Below are 17,174 nucleotides of genomic sequence, written 5' to 3'. Positions count from 1 at the left end.
AGGGTAAACGTGTCGCCGTGATTGGCGGTGGTAACTCGGGGGTGGAAGCTGCGATCGACCTGGCAGGGATTGTAGAGCATGTAACTTTGGTGGAATTTGATACCAAATTGCGTGCGGATCAGGTGCTGCAAGACAAACTGAACAGCTTGCCGAACACCACCGTGATCAAGAATGCCTTGTCGACTGAAGTACTGGGTGACGGTGCACAAGTGACTGCACTGAAATACAAAGACCGTGCTACGGATGAAGAGCATACAGTTGAACTTGCAGGGATCTTCGTGCAGATCGGTTTGTTGCCAAATACGGACTTCCTGAAAGAAACCCCAGTTGAGCTGACCAACCGTGGTGAGATCGTGATTAACGATCGCAATGAAACCAATGTGAAAGGTGTATTTGCTGCAGGTGACTGTACCACAGTGCCATACAAGCAGATCATCATCGCGACCGGCGAAGGTGCGAAGGCATCACTGTCTGCATTTGATTACATCATCCGTTCTGGGCAGTAAGTTTTAGACTAGCTCAAATAAAGCCCGCTTGATGCGGGCTTTATTATGTATATTTTCAAGAGAATTAACTCTTAATTCATTGATTATTATTTGATTAATGAAAATATTTCTTACATTTTAAGAAAATCCTACTGCTTGTGTAATGAATTTTTATACTCTATTGTCTCTATTGTCTCTATGTAATTATCAGCAATTGCTTATTGCAAGCTGATGCTGCTCTACCTATGATAAAAAACCAATTGAATCATCTTTCATGATCGAAGAATAAAAAGGATAACATCCTGGGAGAAGAATAATGCAGTATCAATATCATTGTGCTTGCTGCGAAAAAGTAGTCGACTCTACAGAAAAATCATGCTCAAACTGTGGCTCACATCATATTCGCAGCCCTTTTGGTTTCTGGATTTTTTGTCTTGTGGCCTGCCTCGTTACAGCAATCGTATTTAAAGTCGTGCATTTGTATGTGCAATCACAACAAGAAGTTCCTATACAACACTCTATACTGGATGTTTTAAAAGAAGAAGATAAAAGACTTCGCTAATTTCATGCATCTCACAGCAAAGACCTGTTAGTTCAAACAAGTCTTTTTATTACTCTTGAATAATTCAAATAGAGATGCGGAAAATAACCTCATCAAATCCAGCTTTGATTTACAATAGCTGTGGATTTGAATGAGAGATGTGCCATGGTTCAGTTAATTAAAAAAGGTGGATTGCGTGAGCGCGCTAACCGTAGTCGCAGTTATCAAGGCTCTGAAAATACTGAAACCACCTTAAAGCCTAATCGTTATCAAACGGCGGTTAAAACACCAGACAATTTAGCCTCTCCTTCCCCGACCTCACCAATATCTCCAGCATTAAATGAAGATACCCTCCTTAATTCATCAGAATAAGTGCGTCATACCATAACCACAATGCAAATAGCAGAAATAGTCCGCCTGACATCATATCAATATAACTCCCCGAACGCTGGTACAAGATTTTAATTTTTGGTTGGGAAATCAACAGCATCAATAAAGTGAAGGTGATAAAAGTCTGCAAGGGAATAATTACCGCTAACTGTGCTTTCAAATAATCGGAAGCAGACGAACTTAAGGCCAGTGAAAATACGCTACTAAAATAGATCAGTGTTTTGGGATTAGAAAGATTGGTCCATAAGCCCAACATAAAATAGTTTTTAGCTTGCACCTGTCCATTTGTATCGTCGTCGGTCTGATGTCCATTTTTAAAGCTATGCACACCACCCTTTAACATGGCCCATCCCATTTTAGCCAAGAATATGCCACCCAAAAGCATTAAGGCGTGCTGGATCCATGGAAACTGGTCAATTAACACAGTAAAACCCGCAAGTGTCAGTACTACCCAAACCACAATACCGGCAGAGATCCCTGCAATAATTTTCAAGGCATTCTGGCGTGTGGTAGATGCGGCACTTTTGGCAATGAGCAAAATATCGGGACCGGGACTGAGTTGAGCAACAAAATGCAGGAGACAGATCGTAAAAAGCAGAGACATTAAAATAAGGTAAATTTATAAAAATATATTATAACGTTTGTTCAAAGAGATTAGAAAGCTCCAATAAAAAACCGAATCATCAGATTCGGCTTAAATAGAATTTTTTAAATAAAACATTTATTTTGGATTGATATCTTTCATTTCAATTTTTTTCGCCTCAAGTCTCACTTCACGTGCTTCACCATCAATAATGTTGGAATCACCGCGACCTGATTGCTGATTTTGCATATCCTGCATTTGACGCATCATCTCGGCAAATGGGTTCTGGCCTTGTGCACCACCCATATCGCCCATCATGCCACCCATCATTTTTTCCATCATGAGTTGCTGACGTTTCATCATCGCTTTCATTATAGCAGCCTTAAAAACCTGCTGAACCGCTGGAATGAGCATCAATACTGCCAATACGTCGGTAATCAATCCAGGAATAAGCAGAAAGAAACCTGCCAGAATTTTAGGTAAATTTCCTGTTAATGCAGGATCTGCACTCATCTGCCCCATTTGCATTTGCTGCATCTGTGGCATGACACCGGCCGAGTATTTACGGATCAGATTCATACCAATAAAAAATGCGGCTACAAACCAGAAAAATACGTACCACATGCTCCCGACGAGGTCACCCACGCCAATCCAGACAAATACTTCTAGGATTAAGCCTGCAAGGATAATAAGAAATAATTTCATGAAAATTAATCTAATCTCAGTAAAATAAATAATAGGATGCTGGAATCAACTGCTTCATCAGGATCAAGCTTTTTTGATACGCTTATGTAACAATATGGGCATTATTCTATTTTTAAAGTGCGGGCATGTCATTAATTATTGGGATTGACCCCGGTTCTCGTTTAACCGGTTACGGAATTATCGAAAAAGACGGCTCCAAACTGACTTTTGTTGATGCCGGCACCATCAGAACAGAAACGACAGAAATGCCTGAACGTTTAAAACGGATCTTTGCCGGCGTGGAGCGCATTGTAAAATTTTATGGCCCCACTGAAGCTGCAGTCGAACAGGTCTTTATGGCACAAAATCCGGATTCTGCCTTAAAACTTGGTCAGGCTCGTGGTGCTGCTGTTGCTGCACTGGTCAATCTGGATTTGAAAGTCGCTGAATATACCGCGCGCCAGATCAAGCAGTCGGTAGTCGGTTATGGTGCTGCCGATAAAGAACAGGTACAGATGATGGTGATGAATATTCTAAAACTCAGCATCAAACCGCAACAAGATGCGGCGGATGCCCTGGCGGCTGCCATTTGTCATGCCCACGCCTCAGGCAGCATGAGTAAAATGGCAGTATTGAATGCGTTGGGCGGTATGGCACGCGGCCGGAGTCGTGTCAGCAGCCGTCGTCGCTAAGGTTCAACGCAATATTCTAAAGTCTTGAACATCTAGGTCAGATTCCAGATGCTCTTGAATAACCGCTTGTACAGTTGCACGAGCAGGCCCTTGCCAACTTCGTGCAATCATTTCGTCAAGCTGAGAGTCTGTTCCAACAATAACCACCTCCACTTCACCCGTGCTTAAGTTCCGTACATGCCCCTTCAGCCCAAGTGCTTGAGCCTGCTCGGCAAACCAATAACGGTATCCAACTCCTTGGACTTGGCCTGAAATATTTAATTTGATGACTGGCACACTATCCTCTTTAACGGTTCACCACCTGATAAATCGCATGTTTCATATCCTGCGCCTGTAAACCGCGTTCGCCATTTTTGGCCAGTTCATCACCTGCCAGTGCATGTAGCGTCACAATTTCATGCAAATGAATTTTTTGTGCAAATTGCGCCTTTAAACTGGCAATCATACCGGCCAGCACATCCCCCATTCCGCCAGTGCCCATACCGGCATTCCCGGCATCACAGATGTAAAGCCTTTCTTCCAGAATCAGACTGCCTGAACCTTTTAGCACCCACTGTCCCTGATATTTTTGTTGCAGGGCATGAATGGCTGCAATCCGATCCATTTCAACTTCCGCAGTGCTACATGCCAGTAATGTGGCTGCTTCCCCAGGATGCGGAGTCGCATAAGTCTGGGAATTCAAAACTTGAGGCTGCTTGGCCAGAAACCATAAGGCATCCGCATCCAAAATAACCTCTAGAGCAGATTGCTGACTCAGTTCAAACCAGATTTCGTATTGCGCTTTTGCCCAAGGATCACGACCTAACCCCATGCCAAAACACACTGCATCGACCTGCTGAATCAGTGCTTGGCGTTGCTCCTGAGTTAAGAGATTGATATCACGCAGCATGATATTCGGTGCACGTGACAAAATCGCAGTATGATGTTTTGCATCACAGATGATCGTCACTTTACCTGCTCCTGCAGCAAATGCTGCTTCTGCCGCCATGATCACTGCACCGCCCATATCAGCATGTCCACCAATCACCAGAACATGACCATAACTGCCTTTATGACCAAAGGCTTCACGCTTGGGCAATTGAATCTGATGTGAGGCAAGCTGGGCAATCGGTTGAAGCTCTGTATCTGTCGGAATAGCAGAAATCAGTTCGATCTTGCCCGCATATTCTTTGCCTTGTCCAGTAAACAATCCTGCCTTGAGCCCCAAACCCGTGAAAGTATAGTCAGCTTTGATCGCAACAGGCAAAGGCTGGCCGGTATTGGCATCCAGTCCACTCGGAATATCGATCGAGATTTTGAGCCCATTTTGCCGGTTAATGCCGTGAATAACATTTTGCCAGTCAGAAGCCAGCTGACGGTTTAGACCAATTCCGAATAAGGCATCGATATAGACCTCATATTCGGATTGAAAATCAAAATGCGAATAAAACTGCACACCAACCCGCTGGGCTTCCAGCACAGCCGATGCCAAATCTTTAGAATTACCTAACTCAGCCGCATAAATATGAGCTTGAAAACCAGCCTGTTTTAAATATTTAGCCACCAGATAACCATCGCCGGCATTATTACCCTGACCACAACAGACCGCGATTTTTTTTATTTTTTGCTGGGAAAATAAAGTGATCAGCCGCTGGCTAATCCCCCAGGCAACTTGTTGCATTAAACCGTAGGAACTATTTTGCTGCTGAAACCAGCGCTGCTCCCATGCTTGTAGATCGCGGCTATGGTAAACTTGTTGCTGCATTTCTTATTCCCTGTCTTTGGTTTATGACAACTCCCGATTCTCACGCGCAAATTCAAGTTTATCAACAAGATCCAGCTGAGCTAAAAGCATGGATTAAAGCGCAGGCTTTAGAATTGGGTTTTTCTGATTGTGTCATTGCCAAACCGGATGCTCAAGCAGAATTAGCACGCTTACAGGAATATCTGGATCGTGGTTATCATGGTGACATGAAGTTTCTGGAAGAGAATTTGGAAAAACGTGCCAATCCCACTTTGCTAGTTCCCGGCACACGCAGCATTATCTGTGTGCGTATGGATTATCTGGTCGAGGTACCAGAACCACGTTATATCTCTTATGCACCCAACTCTGCCATTATCGCGCGTTATGCCCGTGGCCGAGATTATCACAAAACCATGCGGGGTCGCCTGAAAACTCTGGCGACAAAAATCCGGGAAAAAGTCGGAGATTTTGAATCACGCCCATTTGCCGATTCTGCGCCAATTTTTGAAAAATCGCTGGCTGAAAGTGCCGGTATGGGCTGGACAGGTAAACACACCCTTCTGATTCATAAAACATCAGGCTCATTCTTTGTTTTGGGTGAATTGTTTACTTCACTGGAACTGCCCTTTGATGAACCTGCGACGAAACATTGTGGCTCCTGTACTGCGTGTATCGACATCTGTCCGACTCAAGCGATTGTCGAACCGTACATGCTGGATGCACGACGCTGTATCGCCTATCTGACGATCGAATATAAAGGCATTATTCCAGAAGATTTACGACGCGGAATTGGCAACCGTGTTTTTGGTTGTGATGACTGCCAACTGATTTGTCCCTGGAACAGTTTTGCCCAAGTCACCTCGATAGAGGATTTTCATCCGCGTCATGGTCTGGATCAGATGAGTTTACTGGATTTATGGCAATGGGATGAAGCCACCTTTTTAAGTGCGACTGAAGGCAGTCCGATGCGTCGTACGGGTTATCAAAGCTTTATGCGCAATATCGCCATTGGTTTGGGCAATGCGCCCTTTGATGGGCATATTATTCAGGCACTCCAACAACAGCGTGATCAGCATGATGAAATTGTGCAGGTACATATCGATTGGGCCATTCAAGAACAACTGGCAAAATCCAGCTAATTTTTTATCGCCCTTAAAAATATATTTCAACTTTACCTAGATTCACAGTTTCACTTAAAAGCCTTACACACCCGTGTTTCAGACTATGGCATAAATAAAAATAGTCAGAAATGAAGTGGAGGAAAGATGATGTCATCAAAAAATCCAAATCAAGAACTGTTGGAGCAGCTTCAGCATGACCAGCAGAAGCAACAGCAGCAGCAGCCGCAACATGGCCCGATTAATTCCCCAAAAAATAATCAGCATGAACAGGATCAGCGTGTGTTTAACAAGCAGCACCGTAGTGATCTGCATGGCCAGGATATTCATGGAAATCACAGTAATAAATAATCTGGCAACTGAAAAACAAAGCTCACCTCGTGTGGGCTTTGTCATTTATATAAGGTCATATTTTGCTAGTGAAGCAAAAGCTTATTTTTATTAAGATGAACCGAATGATAAATAAGCACAGATAGGGAAAGAGATGAACAGTAGTGATGCGGTACGTAATGATTGGTCACGTGAAGAAATACAAGCTCTATATCAACAGCCTTTAATGGATTTAGTGTTCCAGGCGCAACAGGTTCATCGTGAACATTTCACTGCGAATACCGTTCAGGTGAGCACCCTGCTTTCGATTAAAACCGGTAAATGTCCTGAAGACTGTAAATACTGTTCACAATCAGCGCATTATGATTCCAAACTGGAAGCTGAAAAACGCATTGCAGTCGATAAAGTGATTCAGGAAGCCAAACAGGCGCTGGCATCAGGCAGTTCACGCTTTTGTATGGGGGCTGCATGGCGCAACCCGCATGAACGCGATATGCCTTATGTGCTGGAAATGGTACGTGAAGTTAAAGCACTCGGTCTGGAAACCTGCATGACACTGGGGATGCTAAATGGATCACAGGCTGAACGCTTGAAAGATGCAGGACTGGATTATTACAACCATAATCTGGACACTTCTCGTGAATACTATTCACATATCATCAGCACGCGTAGCTTTGATGATCGTCTGGATACTCTGGATCATGTGCGTCAAGCTGGTATGAAAGTCTGTAGTGGCGGTATTGTGGGTCTGGGCGAAAGTCGTGATGACCGGATTGGTTTGTTATATGAGCTTGCAACTCTGGCAATCCATCCTGAATCTGTGCCAATTAATATGTTGGTGCCGATTGAAGGCACACCGATGGCAGATGTAGAAAAACTGGATGTGATTGAATGGATTCGTACCATTGCCGTAGCACGCTTGTTGATGCCTAAAAGCTATATTCGCCTTTCTGCAGGGCGTGAATCCTTAAGCGATTCGGATCAGGCTTTGGCATTTATGGCTGGTGCCAATTCTATTTTCTCTGGTGAAAAACTGCTGACGACCCCTAATACATCCCAAGGTCGAGATCAGCAACTTTTTGCAAAATTAGGTTTAGTTGCAGAACAGCCAAAACCGAGTGTTCGCAGTCTGGCTACAGATGCCATGGCAAGCTAACAACTGTTTAACTTGATGAACTTGCAGAAAAGTTATGTGCAGTAATTAAAATACCATAACGGGCATTCAGATAATCTCCGACTCGGATTTGATCTACTCCATTAGCATGATGCACCATCAGCGCTTGCGTGACTGCATCATAACTAAAGGAGTCATAACTATCTTGATGCAGGCTGAGCCAGTGCAGCGTATCTGCCAGCTTGCTGTCTACGATATAGGTATCTGCATGAAAATCTTTACTCATATGCCTGTTCATCGTGATGAAATTTCCCTTTAATTTTAACGGAAATTAGCCCATAACAAGCATAAAAAAAGTGAGCCATTGCTCACTTTTCTTGCAAAAACTTTAGTCCTTATTCGTACCGCACTTACGACACTCCCTGTGTTCCCCGATCTCTTGCATTTGCTCATACTCATAAATATGCAAACAAAACAATTTTCTTAAAAGCTGAAGCATCATTGAAACTCCTGTTTAATCATTTTTTTTAATACGCTTCTTAAGATATTCCGTCCTGAAACATCATGATTTTTGACTAAAAAATCATCTCATATTAATTAGCATAATTTTTTCAGTTGTAAAATGCATTTCATCTACTTTTCACTTTTTTTGCAGGTATTCTTTGAACTACATCACAATTATTTCATAAATATGAACTTTTTTTTGATTAAAGAGGATGTTTATGGAATCTAGATAACAAAAGTAATATCTGAGGGAGATGCTTTTTTATTAAGCTGGGAACGAAGAGTATTTATTGAAAGGTAAACCAGAAAAGTTAATTATCAGTAGAGGCAACCATTTTAAGTCCTTCGAGATAAGAGCAACGATCAATTAAGTGAATTGCTTACTTCAGATTTCATAATATCCAAAAACAAAAAACCACCTAGGATTAATACACCTAAGTGGTTGTTTTATATGGTGGGCCCAGACGGACAACAACACTCTCCTACCCTATTGTTTTTATTACACTAATTAATATTAAAAAATTACAGGATACAAGCTAGGATACATGATTCAAGTGTTTATTTTTTGATCAATCGAACTTTTTTCACCACCAAACTCCCCTACCACATCGTCAGATTCATTGGATTTTTACAATACAAAGTTTTTTGGTAAAAAAGGAACCAACATCAATATAATGACAATTATCGATTTTAGTATGCTCTTTTACAATGGTGTGTCCCAGATAAATTTCATCAATATTTTCCACAATATCGTAATGTTCTGAATGATTACGGATACGTCCTCTCCCCCAAAGTGCATTGCTATAAGCAGAAGTTACACCAGAGATCTTATAGTCGCCTTGACTAATATCTTGCTTAAAGGCATTCCAATTATGTATGTCAATGTCTGCGTGCACCACACCAATCTTTTTATGTTCCAATTGAACTTCTATGACTAAAGGTAACTGCTTAAAACGCTCGATAATTTCTAGCCGCTGTGTTTGAGATAACTGATAAAACCATTCACCTCCATTACGTGCATGAATATCTTTTATTTTAGGATCATGAGGTGACTTGAGACACATTTCTTCATGATTACCACGCACCGTATAGAACCAAGGTTGGTCTAGTAATGAAATACACGCTAAGTTTTCTTCACCTCGATCTACAAGATCACCCGTACAAATGAGCACATCATTCTGAAAATCAAAATGAATTTTTTGGAGTTCTTGCATCAAAAGGCTATAACAGCCATGCAAATCACCAACCACATATATATGATCCCTTTGATTTGTATTGATTGTCAAAATAGGAGAATAATTCATTGACTTAAATGATCACCCTTAATTTCAATATGATTAACGACTTAACAGCTTCCCAATCATTAGTACTCGATCAAAGCTATACACATGCGCAAAAGGACTTTCTACACAACGTCCAACTAACGGCAAATTATGATCAGGTTGACCAGTTCTAAGTACAACCTCTGCTGAACAAATCGGACATATCCCTCTAAACCGAGTTACACGTGTTAATTTATTACGCTCTCTATCACGATACATCTCAATATCAGCATGATCTTCATTAAGTGAAATAAAAGTCATAGGTGCCTTAATGACACGATGCTCTGGTAAATTCCATAACGGAATGTACCAATATTTGAATGATAGGTAAGAAAATCCAATTAGACAGACTATAAGCAACAAATCAAGAGTCGTGAAATTTTGTCCTTCACGTACTAAAACTAATGAAAATGCACAAACATATATAGCCCATGAAATAAAACCGCCAAAAAGAACGATTAACATAAACAGTCCTCTTATACTTTTATTTTTCATTTCACCATTTTTAAAAATAAATCGGTAAAACCAGGACAATTTAATTTCTGAAGGATTTACCCGTTCATAAGAAATTTCATCTTCATCAAGCTTTTGATCCTCTTCATTTTGGATCTGAGCATATTCTGTAATATCTAACCAATAACGGCGCTCATTCCCTTTTCCTCCAATTGTATCGTTGGTTTTTACAACTGGAATATAACCAATCTCTTCAAATTTTTTAGTATGTTTTGTGATGACACGATCAAGGTATGCACTTAATTTTTTGTAACTCATCCACTTCCCTAGATCTTTAGAATCCATCGATACAACAGATTGCTGACCATCAAGAATAAGTTTTAGTTGATACCTGGTATACGTTATTGGTTCTTCATTTTGAGCATTTAAAGCATCAATCGATGCTCTACAGATTACTTTTAAGCAATCGTATGCCCTGTTATCTGCTAAGTCCTTCTTTAAAATCTCATCTAACACAATAAAAACTTTTAATTTTAATTCAGACACTTAAACCCCCATTTTACCCGTATTTCCCCTTTATACGGTGTTTGGACAATTAGATCACAAGCATAGTGAATGAGTAAATCAACTTCCTAAAGGATTTTAATCATGACGATGTATATTGCATTAAACGAAAATAATAAATTGGTTAATATTAAGCAGGTTGAACGTGGGCTCGCATGCGAATGCACTTGCTTTGAATGTGGTGAAGCTGTTATCGCTCGTAAAGGTGAGATTAAGGAACATCATTTTGCTCATGCAAGTAATAAAGTAAGCTGTACGATTAACCCTGAATCCGTACTACATAAATATGCCAAAGAGGTTATTCTTGAATCTATGGGACTTATGCTTCCTGCTCTACCTGACTCAGATAGTGAAGCTGCATGGTGGACCTTCGAAAAATTATTACCTGAATTTTCTCTCGGTTTAATTCGCCCTGACCTTATTGGTTATTTTGATGGCGAACCTATTTTAATTGAGATCGCAGTCACTCATTTTATTGATGCTGAAAAACTAAAACGCATTGAGGTTTTTAAATCAAAATGTATTGAAGTCGATTTATCATCACTTCTTAAAAATGATATTGCAATTCCAAGTACAGAAGCCAAACAGCAAATCCTCGAGAACCTAGACAATAGAAAATGGATTTACCCCCTTCCGCAAGAACAATCCACTCAGCAACAAATAGCTTCTACTTCCTTCAAAGTAACCACCACACTACCAGTAACGCCTGAACTACAGAACACCAGTCCGAATTGGCAGGACTATAAATTTAAAGTTAAAGGCATGCACCTTAATGTTCGCCATTTTGCGAGTGGTATGATTTCAGTAAATAGTGCATACAACCCTGCAATCACTGCGATGCTAAAACAATGGAAACGTGAAGGACGCGGCTCATACAATCCTACATATAAATCTTGGAACTACTGGCTCCCATTTTCGGAACAGGTTTTACAAAGACTCAAAGAACTCAATGAATAAAGGCATATTACCCATAAATATTTGCCTAATCACGACAAATGATAAGTACTTAAATTGGGACCTATCTAGCTAAAAAGTAGCTTTAAGTCCCAAATATGGTACTAACCTCACAAGATAAAAGACTAAATAATTTTAAAATTTTCTGGCTCATCCAGATTAAATGGTACGACTCGCAGCTTTGCACCATCCGTTTGCCTAAACTCAAACTCATCTAAAGACCGATTAAACTTTTCAACTCTATAAGGATAAATCAATATTACTTCGCTCTCATGTTCTAAGTAAAAGTGACTGTAAGCAAACATCTGCTGAATATCACTGTCTTTTAAACCGTATCGTCCACTACGATCACTTTGATCAATCAACTTCCATTTGGTATCCATGACAATATTTTTATCATCAGATCGCTCAATAAAAATATCTGGCTTGAGTTTGAAGATATTGCTATTTTGATGTTTACAGATATGTTCCATCGCATGCTGTGTCTTGACCTTAGATTCAGGCAAGTTACGGCGCAGATGATAGGCCACGTAGTGCTCGAACAACTTTTCCATTGGGAACAGCAGGCTCATACCACGCCACTCACCGGACGTTGATACAGGCATATATTCGCCAAGGATTAGCTCAGTCCAAGGCTTAATCTCATCATAGAGCGCAAGTAAGCGTCCTGATTGCCATTGTCTCAAATCCTGCCTTATGTTCTGACTTCGTGGTATTTCACCCGTCATCAGGCGGAGTTCTTGCGCTAATTTCCAATTACTCGCATCTTTAGCCTTTTTACAGACGATTTCCAATGCGGTACGAATCAGCCTATTTTCAGGGCGATTGACCTCATATACATCATGTTCGATTGGGAAAATATGCCTTTTAGAAGGAGGCTGGCGCATGTATTTTACATGCTGCAACTGCCCTCTTAAGAATTTCTGCTCTTCCTGAACTCGATTGTAGTCAAAACGTAAGCCACGTTGAACCAATCGTTCAAAAGAGGCTAAAAACTGGCTGATAATCCACTCATGCAGTGACTGTTTAAAGCGATTTAGGTTCGCCGCACCCGCTTCACGGTAGGGTAAATGCAAAGAAACACTGAGCATTTTCTGAAGCAGTCTACGTTCTTGCTGAATGATACTTTGATCATCAGTCCCACTCATTTCCACATGCTTCGGCAGTATTTCAATACGTGTGCCACATTTGGTTTCAATGACACCCACATACTGATCTAGCTTGATCTTTCTTCGACCTGCCAATTCAAATACTTTCGCGCCGTGCTTTGAAAAGGATGCAGCCAACTCACACAAATGCTCAAAGGCAGACTCAGAAATATAAGCATGGTCTAGTGTCGACTTAGGACAGCCTTCATAAGCGATACTGATGAAGGCATATTCTCGAACTGTAAAATCAGGCATAGATATCCCCGATTAATGCTTAATGATCTTAGTAAAACTTTCAAGTGAATCAAATGTGGAATCAACTAATTCCCAGGTTTTTTGATCTTCAAAGAAGCCTTCTGAACCAGTATCGACATTAGGGAATAAAGCTGATTTTTCCACTACTTTTGGTTTAAGCATGCCATTGGCATTTAAGACCATATTGATCTTTGACCAATCATCAAAAAAGTATTCTTGAAGCTGTGGAATAATCCTCTGCTTAAAAATATCTGCGAGATTTTGCAAGGTTGGCTGATCTTTCAATGACATGAAATTAGCATGACCAATGCAATGATCACGATCCAGCAGGACTTCAATACGTTGATTAATGACCGTTAGTAACTGTTGAACATCTACGTCTTCGACATTCACATCATTTAGTAATTCTGGCTTTGGAGGCATTTCAATAAAGGTAAAGCGACGGCGCAAGGCAATATCTAAACCTGTTAAAGAGCGATCAGATGAGTTCATCGTCCCAATCAGATAAACATTATCAGGCACACAAAATTCTTTTTTAGAATATGGCAAAGTTACAGATAAAGCTTCATCTGCTCCTTCACGTTTTGAATCTTCAATTAAAGTAATCAATTCACCAAAGATACGTGAAATATTACCTCGGTTGATTTCATCAACAATCAATACATATTTATTTTCTAAGTTACTTGAATGCTTAGCTTCTGGCTGTAACAAAGCTGATAGCTTCGATTTATCAACAGCATTTTCTAAGTTATAGACTGTTGATTGAGAGAAAATTTTCTTAAAGTAATCCTCATTTTTCAAACTTGGTGAAAAAGTTTTTAGCCAATTGACCTTTCTGAGCTGATGATATCCAAACTCCTGATTTTCATCATACTCATAATTCCCTGTAACCTCAGCAATTGCTCTAAACTTCAAATTCCCATCAGTAATAACGACTAAATCACCATTCTGAATTTTATTCTTGAAAGTATTCACATAACCAGCAGCTGTATCTTCACTGTCTTTAGGATAATTAACTTCAGCTAATTTACTCTTGATGAACTGTATATTTTCGCACTTACTAAAATTAACTGCATCCCCCCATCCTAGCAGAATGACATTATTGTCTAAACAAGAGCGGTACAGGTCATCTTCAATCCCTGCTTTCCCCAAAGACATCTTCCAGACTTTTTTATTTGATAGGTCAATTTCATCTTCAATATTGGATTGAACATTTCCTTTAGCCAACTCAACGATTTCTTTAAATACCCCTGCTTTAACCGGATATTTTAAATTTCCTTTATCATCCGTTTCAGCACGAATCCCTTCTACAAAATCTTCATAGCTAAAGCTTTGATGAAAGGTGACAAATTTGATTTGCCCTTGAGATTTATATTCATCAAACCGTTTTTTGAGCACCGTGCGATCTTCATCCTCTAATGATTCAAGGGTTTTATTTTCAATAATGGATAGTGCATGGTTGATTGTATGAAATGTCTTACCTGTACCTGCAGCGCCAAATAAGATACGGTTTAAAGGTTGTTGAGTCATGACTTCATCCATTAATTCTTCAGTTTGCTGTTTCTTTTGTTTGTTATCCAGGTAGCCTTTTCTTACCATCGCAAAAAGCTTTTCTACATAAGGGAAAAATTGCTGTTCTCCCTTATCAGCCAATAAAAGAGGTAAAAACTCTGGAAGTGGTAATTTAGGGTATAGATGATCATAGCCAATACGTTTTGTATTCACTTTACTCACAATTGGAATGATGAAAGGATCGTTAAAATCCTGATATAAAAATGCAATCGTCCACTTCAGTCCTTTAGTAAACTGAATTTGGTCAATTGCCTTTAAGTCACGGCGCTGAGCTGCATCTACAATCTCAAGTATTTCTTGCTTGAGTGTTTCAAATGCGAGACTTGCATCATCCCCAAGCCGTTTATTCCATGAATACGGCTTTTCATTATGATATTTGTCGTTATTTCCTAGGCCTATAGGCTCCCAAATATCAAAATAACAAGCAAAGGTAGGATCGCCTTGTGTTGGATCAAAGCTGTCAATTTGCGTAATAAAACATTCTTTATTTTTAGCTTGGTGGTAGTGCTCAAGTGTAAGGTCTTTTAAACGGTCTATTGGCCAAAACTTTAAAAATTCCTTTACTTTGCGCTCAAGCACCGTAGCGTGAGATTGATGTATTTCTTGTTCATACCAATCACAGAATTCCTCAAGTTCTTGAGCCGATTCTATCTCGATATAATAAGCTCTATTACCTAACCACAAGTTTTTACTTTGTGATTTTAATCCACTATGCCGCCCATCATGCTCAGAGTATTTTCCGTTAGGAACTTCTTTCGTGGATTTGAATTGAAATCTATAATCCGTACAACCTTCAGGATCTATTTCAATAAAGAAACTTGCTTTTGAACCCGTCAGCACCAATGCAATTTCACGTCCAACCTCATTGGTAACAACAGTCATCTTTTGACGACTGATATATTGATCAGGATATTTTGCATTTAAAATTTCATCTGCTTCTGTTGGTGTCAGATAGGTCTGCTTAGGATGAGCCTCTATATACTCTTGAACCAATTGATTGCCATATTCGAGTAAAGACATTTCCCCTTTGGCATTTATCAAATGCTGATAGGCTTCAGCATAGTTAAATTTCTTATTCTCAGTCAGAAAATCCAGCATTGTTTTTGAAAAAATTGAAATAATTTTTGGTTGCTGTTGATTTTGATATAAGAAGGCAATCTTCCACTTAACGACAGGTGAAAAATCTAGTGCATCAATTGCTTCTAAATTACCAGCTTGTGCATATTCAATGGTTTCAATAACTCGCTTCTTTACCTCTAAAAAAGCTTGTTCTTTGGTTGAACCATATTTTTCTAACCATGCATAACCATCTTGATAGATTTTTCCTTTGCCATCTTGCTTATCTTCAGTCGCGCTGCGGTGATAAATACCAAATTTAAATGCCGAACCGCCTAAAATATTAGCAATTGGTTTAGTCTCACGTTCCAGCCAATAGGTGAAATTGTCTTTATTTCCAGCTTGAGAATATGCTTCGAGTGTCATGTTCCTAACTCTTTCGACTGGCCAAAGTGCTAAAAATTGATCCCAAAGTAATAGTTGCTGTTGCTCTACTGACACGTTATGCCCCAAATATCTTTTAATGAAATGAATACTGATCAGAATATTACTTTATAGCTTCCGCCAAGCCCCAGCCAATGCTACCCAAGCTTTACTTTCTTTTACCCAAATACGTCTGCAAAACTCCGTCAGGTCATAAAATTACTGGTCTGTTTCTTTTAAGATACCGTAAAGCCTAATGTATCCATCGTATATACGACCCACCACATCTAAAATTCTTTCTGCAAGTACATGATGTTTATCTGTGAATTACTGTGCTCTGACAGTTTTAATCCCATTTTGATTCATAGTTTTTATCTCTTTATAGCCAAGTTTTTACCCCTGATTTAATTAAAACCTTCAACAATGCACAAAAAGCCAGGTACATCACCTAGCTTTTTGTTGCTAACCATTGATTTAAGACTTCTGTTCAAGTTTTAATGAATCACCACCACCAATCTGTGCCGTCGCACTATAAGGAAGCTGTGCATTCACTTGCATCACCTGTTCAATGTGCTCAATACGTTTAGAAATGACGGTATCAATATGGGCCTGCATTTGCTTTTTACTTTCAACAACAGAGGCAACGACAATATGACAACGTTCATTCAGTTTCTTCAACTGTTCTGTCTTGAAATCAAAATGCTTTGCCATTTCTCGGTCAATACCACTCATATAAAGTTTTCGGCTGTCTGATTCCTCTGGGAATTTGTTTGCTATATCCAACATCTGTGGAACTTTTGAAAACATAAAGTCGTCATTTTCGATGTCTTTTCCCAGATCAGCATACATTGCTTCAACTTTCTGAACTTGTTCCTGACTACCATTCTCCAAGAGAACCAAACGCTCTTCAGCGAGTAAATTGACCTCTTTAAGCATTTGCATCATTGAGCCTTGCATCGCCTGAAAGCCTTTGCATCGAGCTTCAATCATCACTGCTTCCAGACGAGCATTGACTTCCATCAATTCAAGCTGAGCATTTTTGACTAGATCGACACGTTCATTTTCTAGTTTAGCAACTTCCACCTTATCTGGATCATAGTTGGTCACTGTAGAGCTTGTAGAAGTCGACGTTGAATATGAGCCACCATATTCACGATCACTTCCACCTCCACTACTTGATGCAGCTCCACCTAAAAAACTGCCAACTGCACTTGCAGCCTTACTAACAAAACCACCAATAGAACTAAACAACCCCATTATATT

The 17,174-nt window shown here is 39.9% G+C and carries 18 protein-coding genes; 8 read left to right on the top strand and 10 right to left on the bottom strand.

The window, feature by feature from the left end:
- The 3 genes from BFN00_RS11635 to BFN00_RS11625 form a co-directional block, all read left to right on the top strand.
- A partial coding sequence (locus BFN00_RS11635) for an FAD-dependent oxidoreductase (RefSeq protein ID WP_082180569.1) occupies positions 1-506 on the top strand: 506 nt, incomplete at its 5' end.
- 295 nt (positions 507-801) lie between these two features.
- A complete protein-coding gene (locus BFN00_RS11630; RefSeq protein ID WP_004278921.1) occupies positions 802-1,047 on the top strand; it encodes a hypothetical protein in 246 nt (81 codons plus the stop codon).
- 144 nt (positions 1,048-1,191) lie between these two features.
- Positions 1,192-1,398: a hypothetical protein gene (locus tag BFN00_RS11625; RefSeq protein ID WP_005106537.1), complete on the top strand. Its 207-nt coding sequence runs from the start codon at positions 1,192-1,194 to the stop codon at positions 1,396-1,398.
- On the opposite strand, the gene BFN00_RS11620 is transcribed toward BFN00_RS11625, so the two are convergent.
- Both BFN00_RS11620 and BFN00_RS11615 read right to left on the bottom strand, forming a co-directional pair.
- The gene (locus BFN00_RS11620) at positions 1,382-2,020 is read right to left on the bottom strand and encodes a LysE family transporter (RefSeq protein ID WP_071851800.1); all 639 of its coding nucleotides are present in this window, start codon (positions 2,018-2,020) and stop codon (positions 1,382-1,384) included. The two genes, BFN00_RS11625 and BFN00_RS11620, sit on opposite strands and share 17 nt — an antisense overlap.
- Positions 2,021-2,137: 117 nt before the next feature.
- Positions 2,138-2,704 (bottom strand): FxsA family protein, encoded by a 567-nt coding sequence (locus tag BFN00_RS11615; RefSeq protein ID WP_071851797.1) that lies wholly within the window; start codon positions 2,702-2,704, stop codon positions 2,138-2,140.
- 125 nt (positions 2,705-2,829) lie between these two features.
- Between BFN00_RS11615 and ruvC the strand changes: the two genes are divergently transcribed.
- Positions 2,830-3,375, top strand: a complete 546-nt coding sequence (gene ruvC, locus BFN00_RS11610; RefSeq protein WP_004278925.1) for a crossover junction endodeoxyribonuclease RuvC — start codon at positions 2,830-2,832, stop codon at positions 3,373-3,375.
- Between the two features lie 3 nt (positions 3,376-3,378).
- Here ruvC and BFN00_RS11605 read toward each other — a convergent pair whose 3' ends face one another.
- Entirely contained in the window at positions 3,379-3,651 is a 273-nt protein-coding gene (locus BFN00_RS11605) for an acylphosphatase (RefSeq protein ID WP_071851795.1), read from the bottom strand.
- A gap of 10 nt (positions 3,652-3,661) precedes the next feature.
- A complete protein-coding gene (locus BFN00_RS11600; RefSeq protein WP_071851793.1) occupies positions 3,662-5,119 on the bottom strand; it encodes a bifunctional ADP-dependent NAD(P)H-hydrate dehydratase/NAD(P)H-hydrate epimerase in 1,458 nt (485 codons plus the stop codon).
- A gap of 23 nt (positions 5,120-5,142) precedes the next feature.
- Between BFN00_RS11600 and queG the strand changes: the two genes are divergently transcribed.
- From queG to bioB, 3 genes are all read left to right on the top strand, one after another.
- Complete coding sequence (gene queG / locus BFN00_RS11595) at positions 5,143-6,237, top strand: tRNA epoxyqueuosine(34) reductase QueG (protein WP_071851791.1); 1,095 nt, start codon at positions 5,143-5,145, stop codon at positions 6,235-6,237.
- 126 nt (positions 6,238-6,363) lie between these two features.
- Entirely contained in the window at positions 6,364-6,567 is a 204-nt protein-coding gene (locus BFN00_RS11590) for a hypothetical protein (RefSeq protein ID WP_004278929.1), read from the top strand.
- 133 nt (positions 6,568-6,700) lie between these two features.
- Positions 6,701-7,702, top strand: coding sequence for a biotin synthase BioB (bioB, locus tag BFN00_RS11585; protein ID WP_004278930.1), 1,002 nt, complete (start codon positions 6,701-6,703; stop codon positions 7,700-7,702).
- A 7-nt stretch (positions 7,703-7,709) separates the two neighbouring features.
- Here bioB and BFN00_RS11580 read toward each other — a convergent pair whose 3' ends face one another.
- The 3 genes from BFN00_RS11580 to BFN00_RS11570 all read right to left on the bottom strand — a co-directional run bounded on the left by BFN00_RS11580 (position 7,710) and on the right by BFN00_RS11570 (position 10,485).
- Entirely contained in the window at positions 7,710-7,946 is a 237-nt protein-coding gene (locus BFN00_RS11580; RefSeq protein ID WP_004278931.1) for a hypothetical protein, read from the bottom strand.
- Positions 7,947-8,781: 835 nt separating this feature from the next.
- Positions 8,782-9,468 (bottom strand): metallophosphoesterase, encoded by a 687-nt coding sequence (locus BFN00_RS11575; RefSeq protein ID WP_071851789.1) that lies wholly within the window; start codon positions 9,466-9,468, stop codon positions 8,782-8,784.
- 33 nt (positions 9,469-9,501) lie between these two features.
- Entirely contained in the window at positions 9,502-10,485 is a 984-nt protein-coding gene (locus BFN00_RS11570; protein WP_071851788.1) for a hypothetical protein, read from the bottom strand.
- 102 nt (positions 10,486-10,587) lie between these two features.
- Between BFN00_RS11570 and BFN00_RS11565 the strand changes: the two genes are divergently transcribed.
- A complete protein-coding gene (locus tag BFN00_RS11565; protein WP_071851786.1) occupies positions 10,588-11,460 on the top strand; it encodes a competence protein CoiA family protein in 873 nt (290 codons plus the stop codon).
- Positions 11,461-11,582: 122 nt separating this feature from the next.
- Here BFN00_RS11565 and BFN00_RS11560 read toward each other — a convergent pair whose 3' ends face one another.
- The 3 genes from BFN00_RS11560 to BFN00_RS11550 form a co-directional block, all read right to left on the bottom strand.
- Positions 11,583-12,860 (bottom strand): McrC family protein, encoded by a 1,278-nt coding sequence (locus BFN00_RS11560; RefSeq protein ID WP_071851784.1) that lies wholly within the window; start codon positions 12,858-12,860, stop codon positions 11,583-11,585.
- Between the two features lie 12 nt (positions 12,861-12,872).
- Complete coding sequence (locus BFN00_RS11555) at positions 12,873-15,989, bottom strand: DUF8426 domain-containing protein (protein WP_420909160.1); 3,117 nt, start codon at positions 15,987-15,989, stop codon at positions 12,873-12,875.
- Positions 15,990-16,385: 396 nt separating this feature from the next.
- On the bottom strand, positions 16,386-17,168 hold the full coding sequence (locus tag BFN00_RS11550) for a hypothetical protein (RefSeq protein WP_071851782.1): 783 nt from the start codon (positions 17,166-17,168) through the stop codon (positions 16,386-16,388).
- Positions 17,169-17,174: the final 6 nt, after the last annotated feature.

Origin of the sequence: Acinetobacter sp. AR2-3, from assembly GCF_001878775.1 — a bacterium.
In the GTDB taxonomy this organism is placed as follows: Bacteria; Pseudomonadota; Gammaproteobacteria; order Pseudomonadales; family Moraxellaceae; genus Acinetobacter; species Acinetobacter lwoffii_D.
The sequence above is the reverse complement of the archived record's forward strand: the minus strand, read 5'-3'. Positions and strand labels throughout refer to the sequence as shown.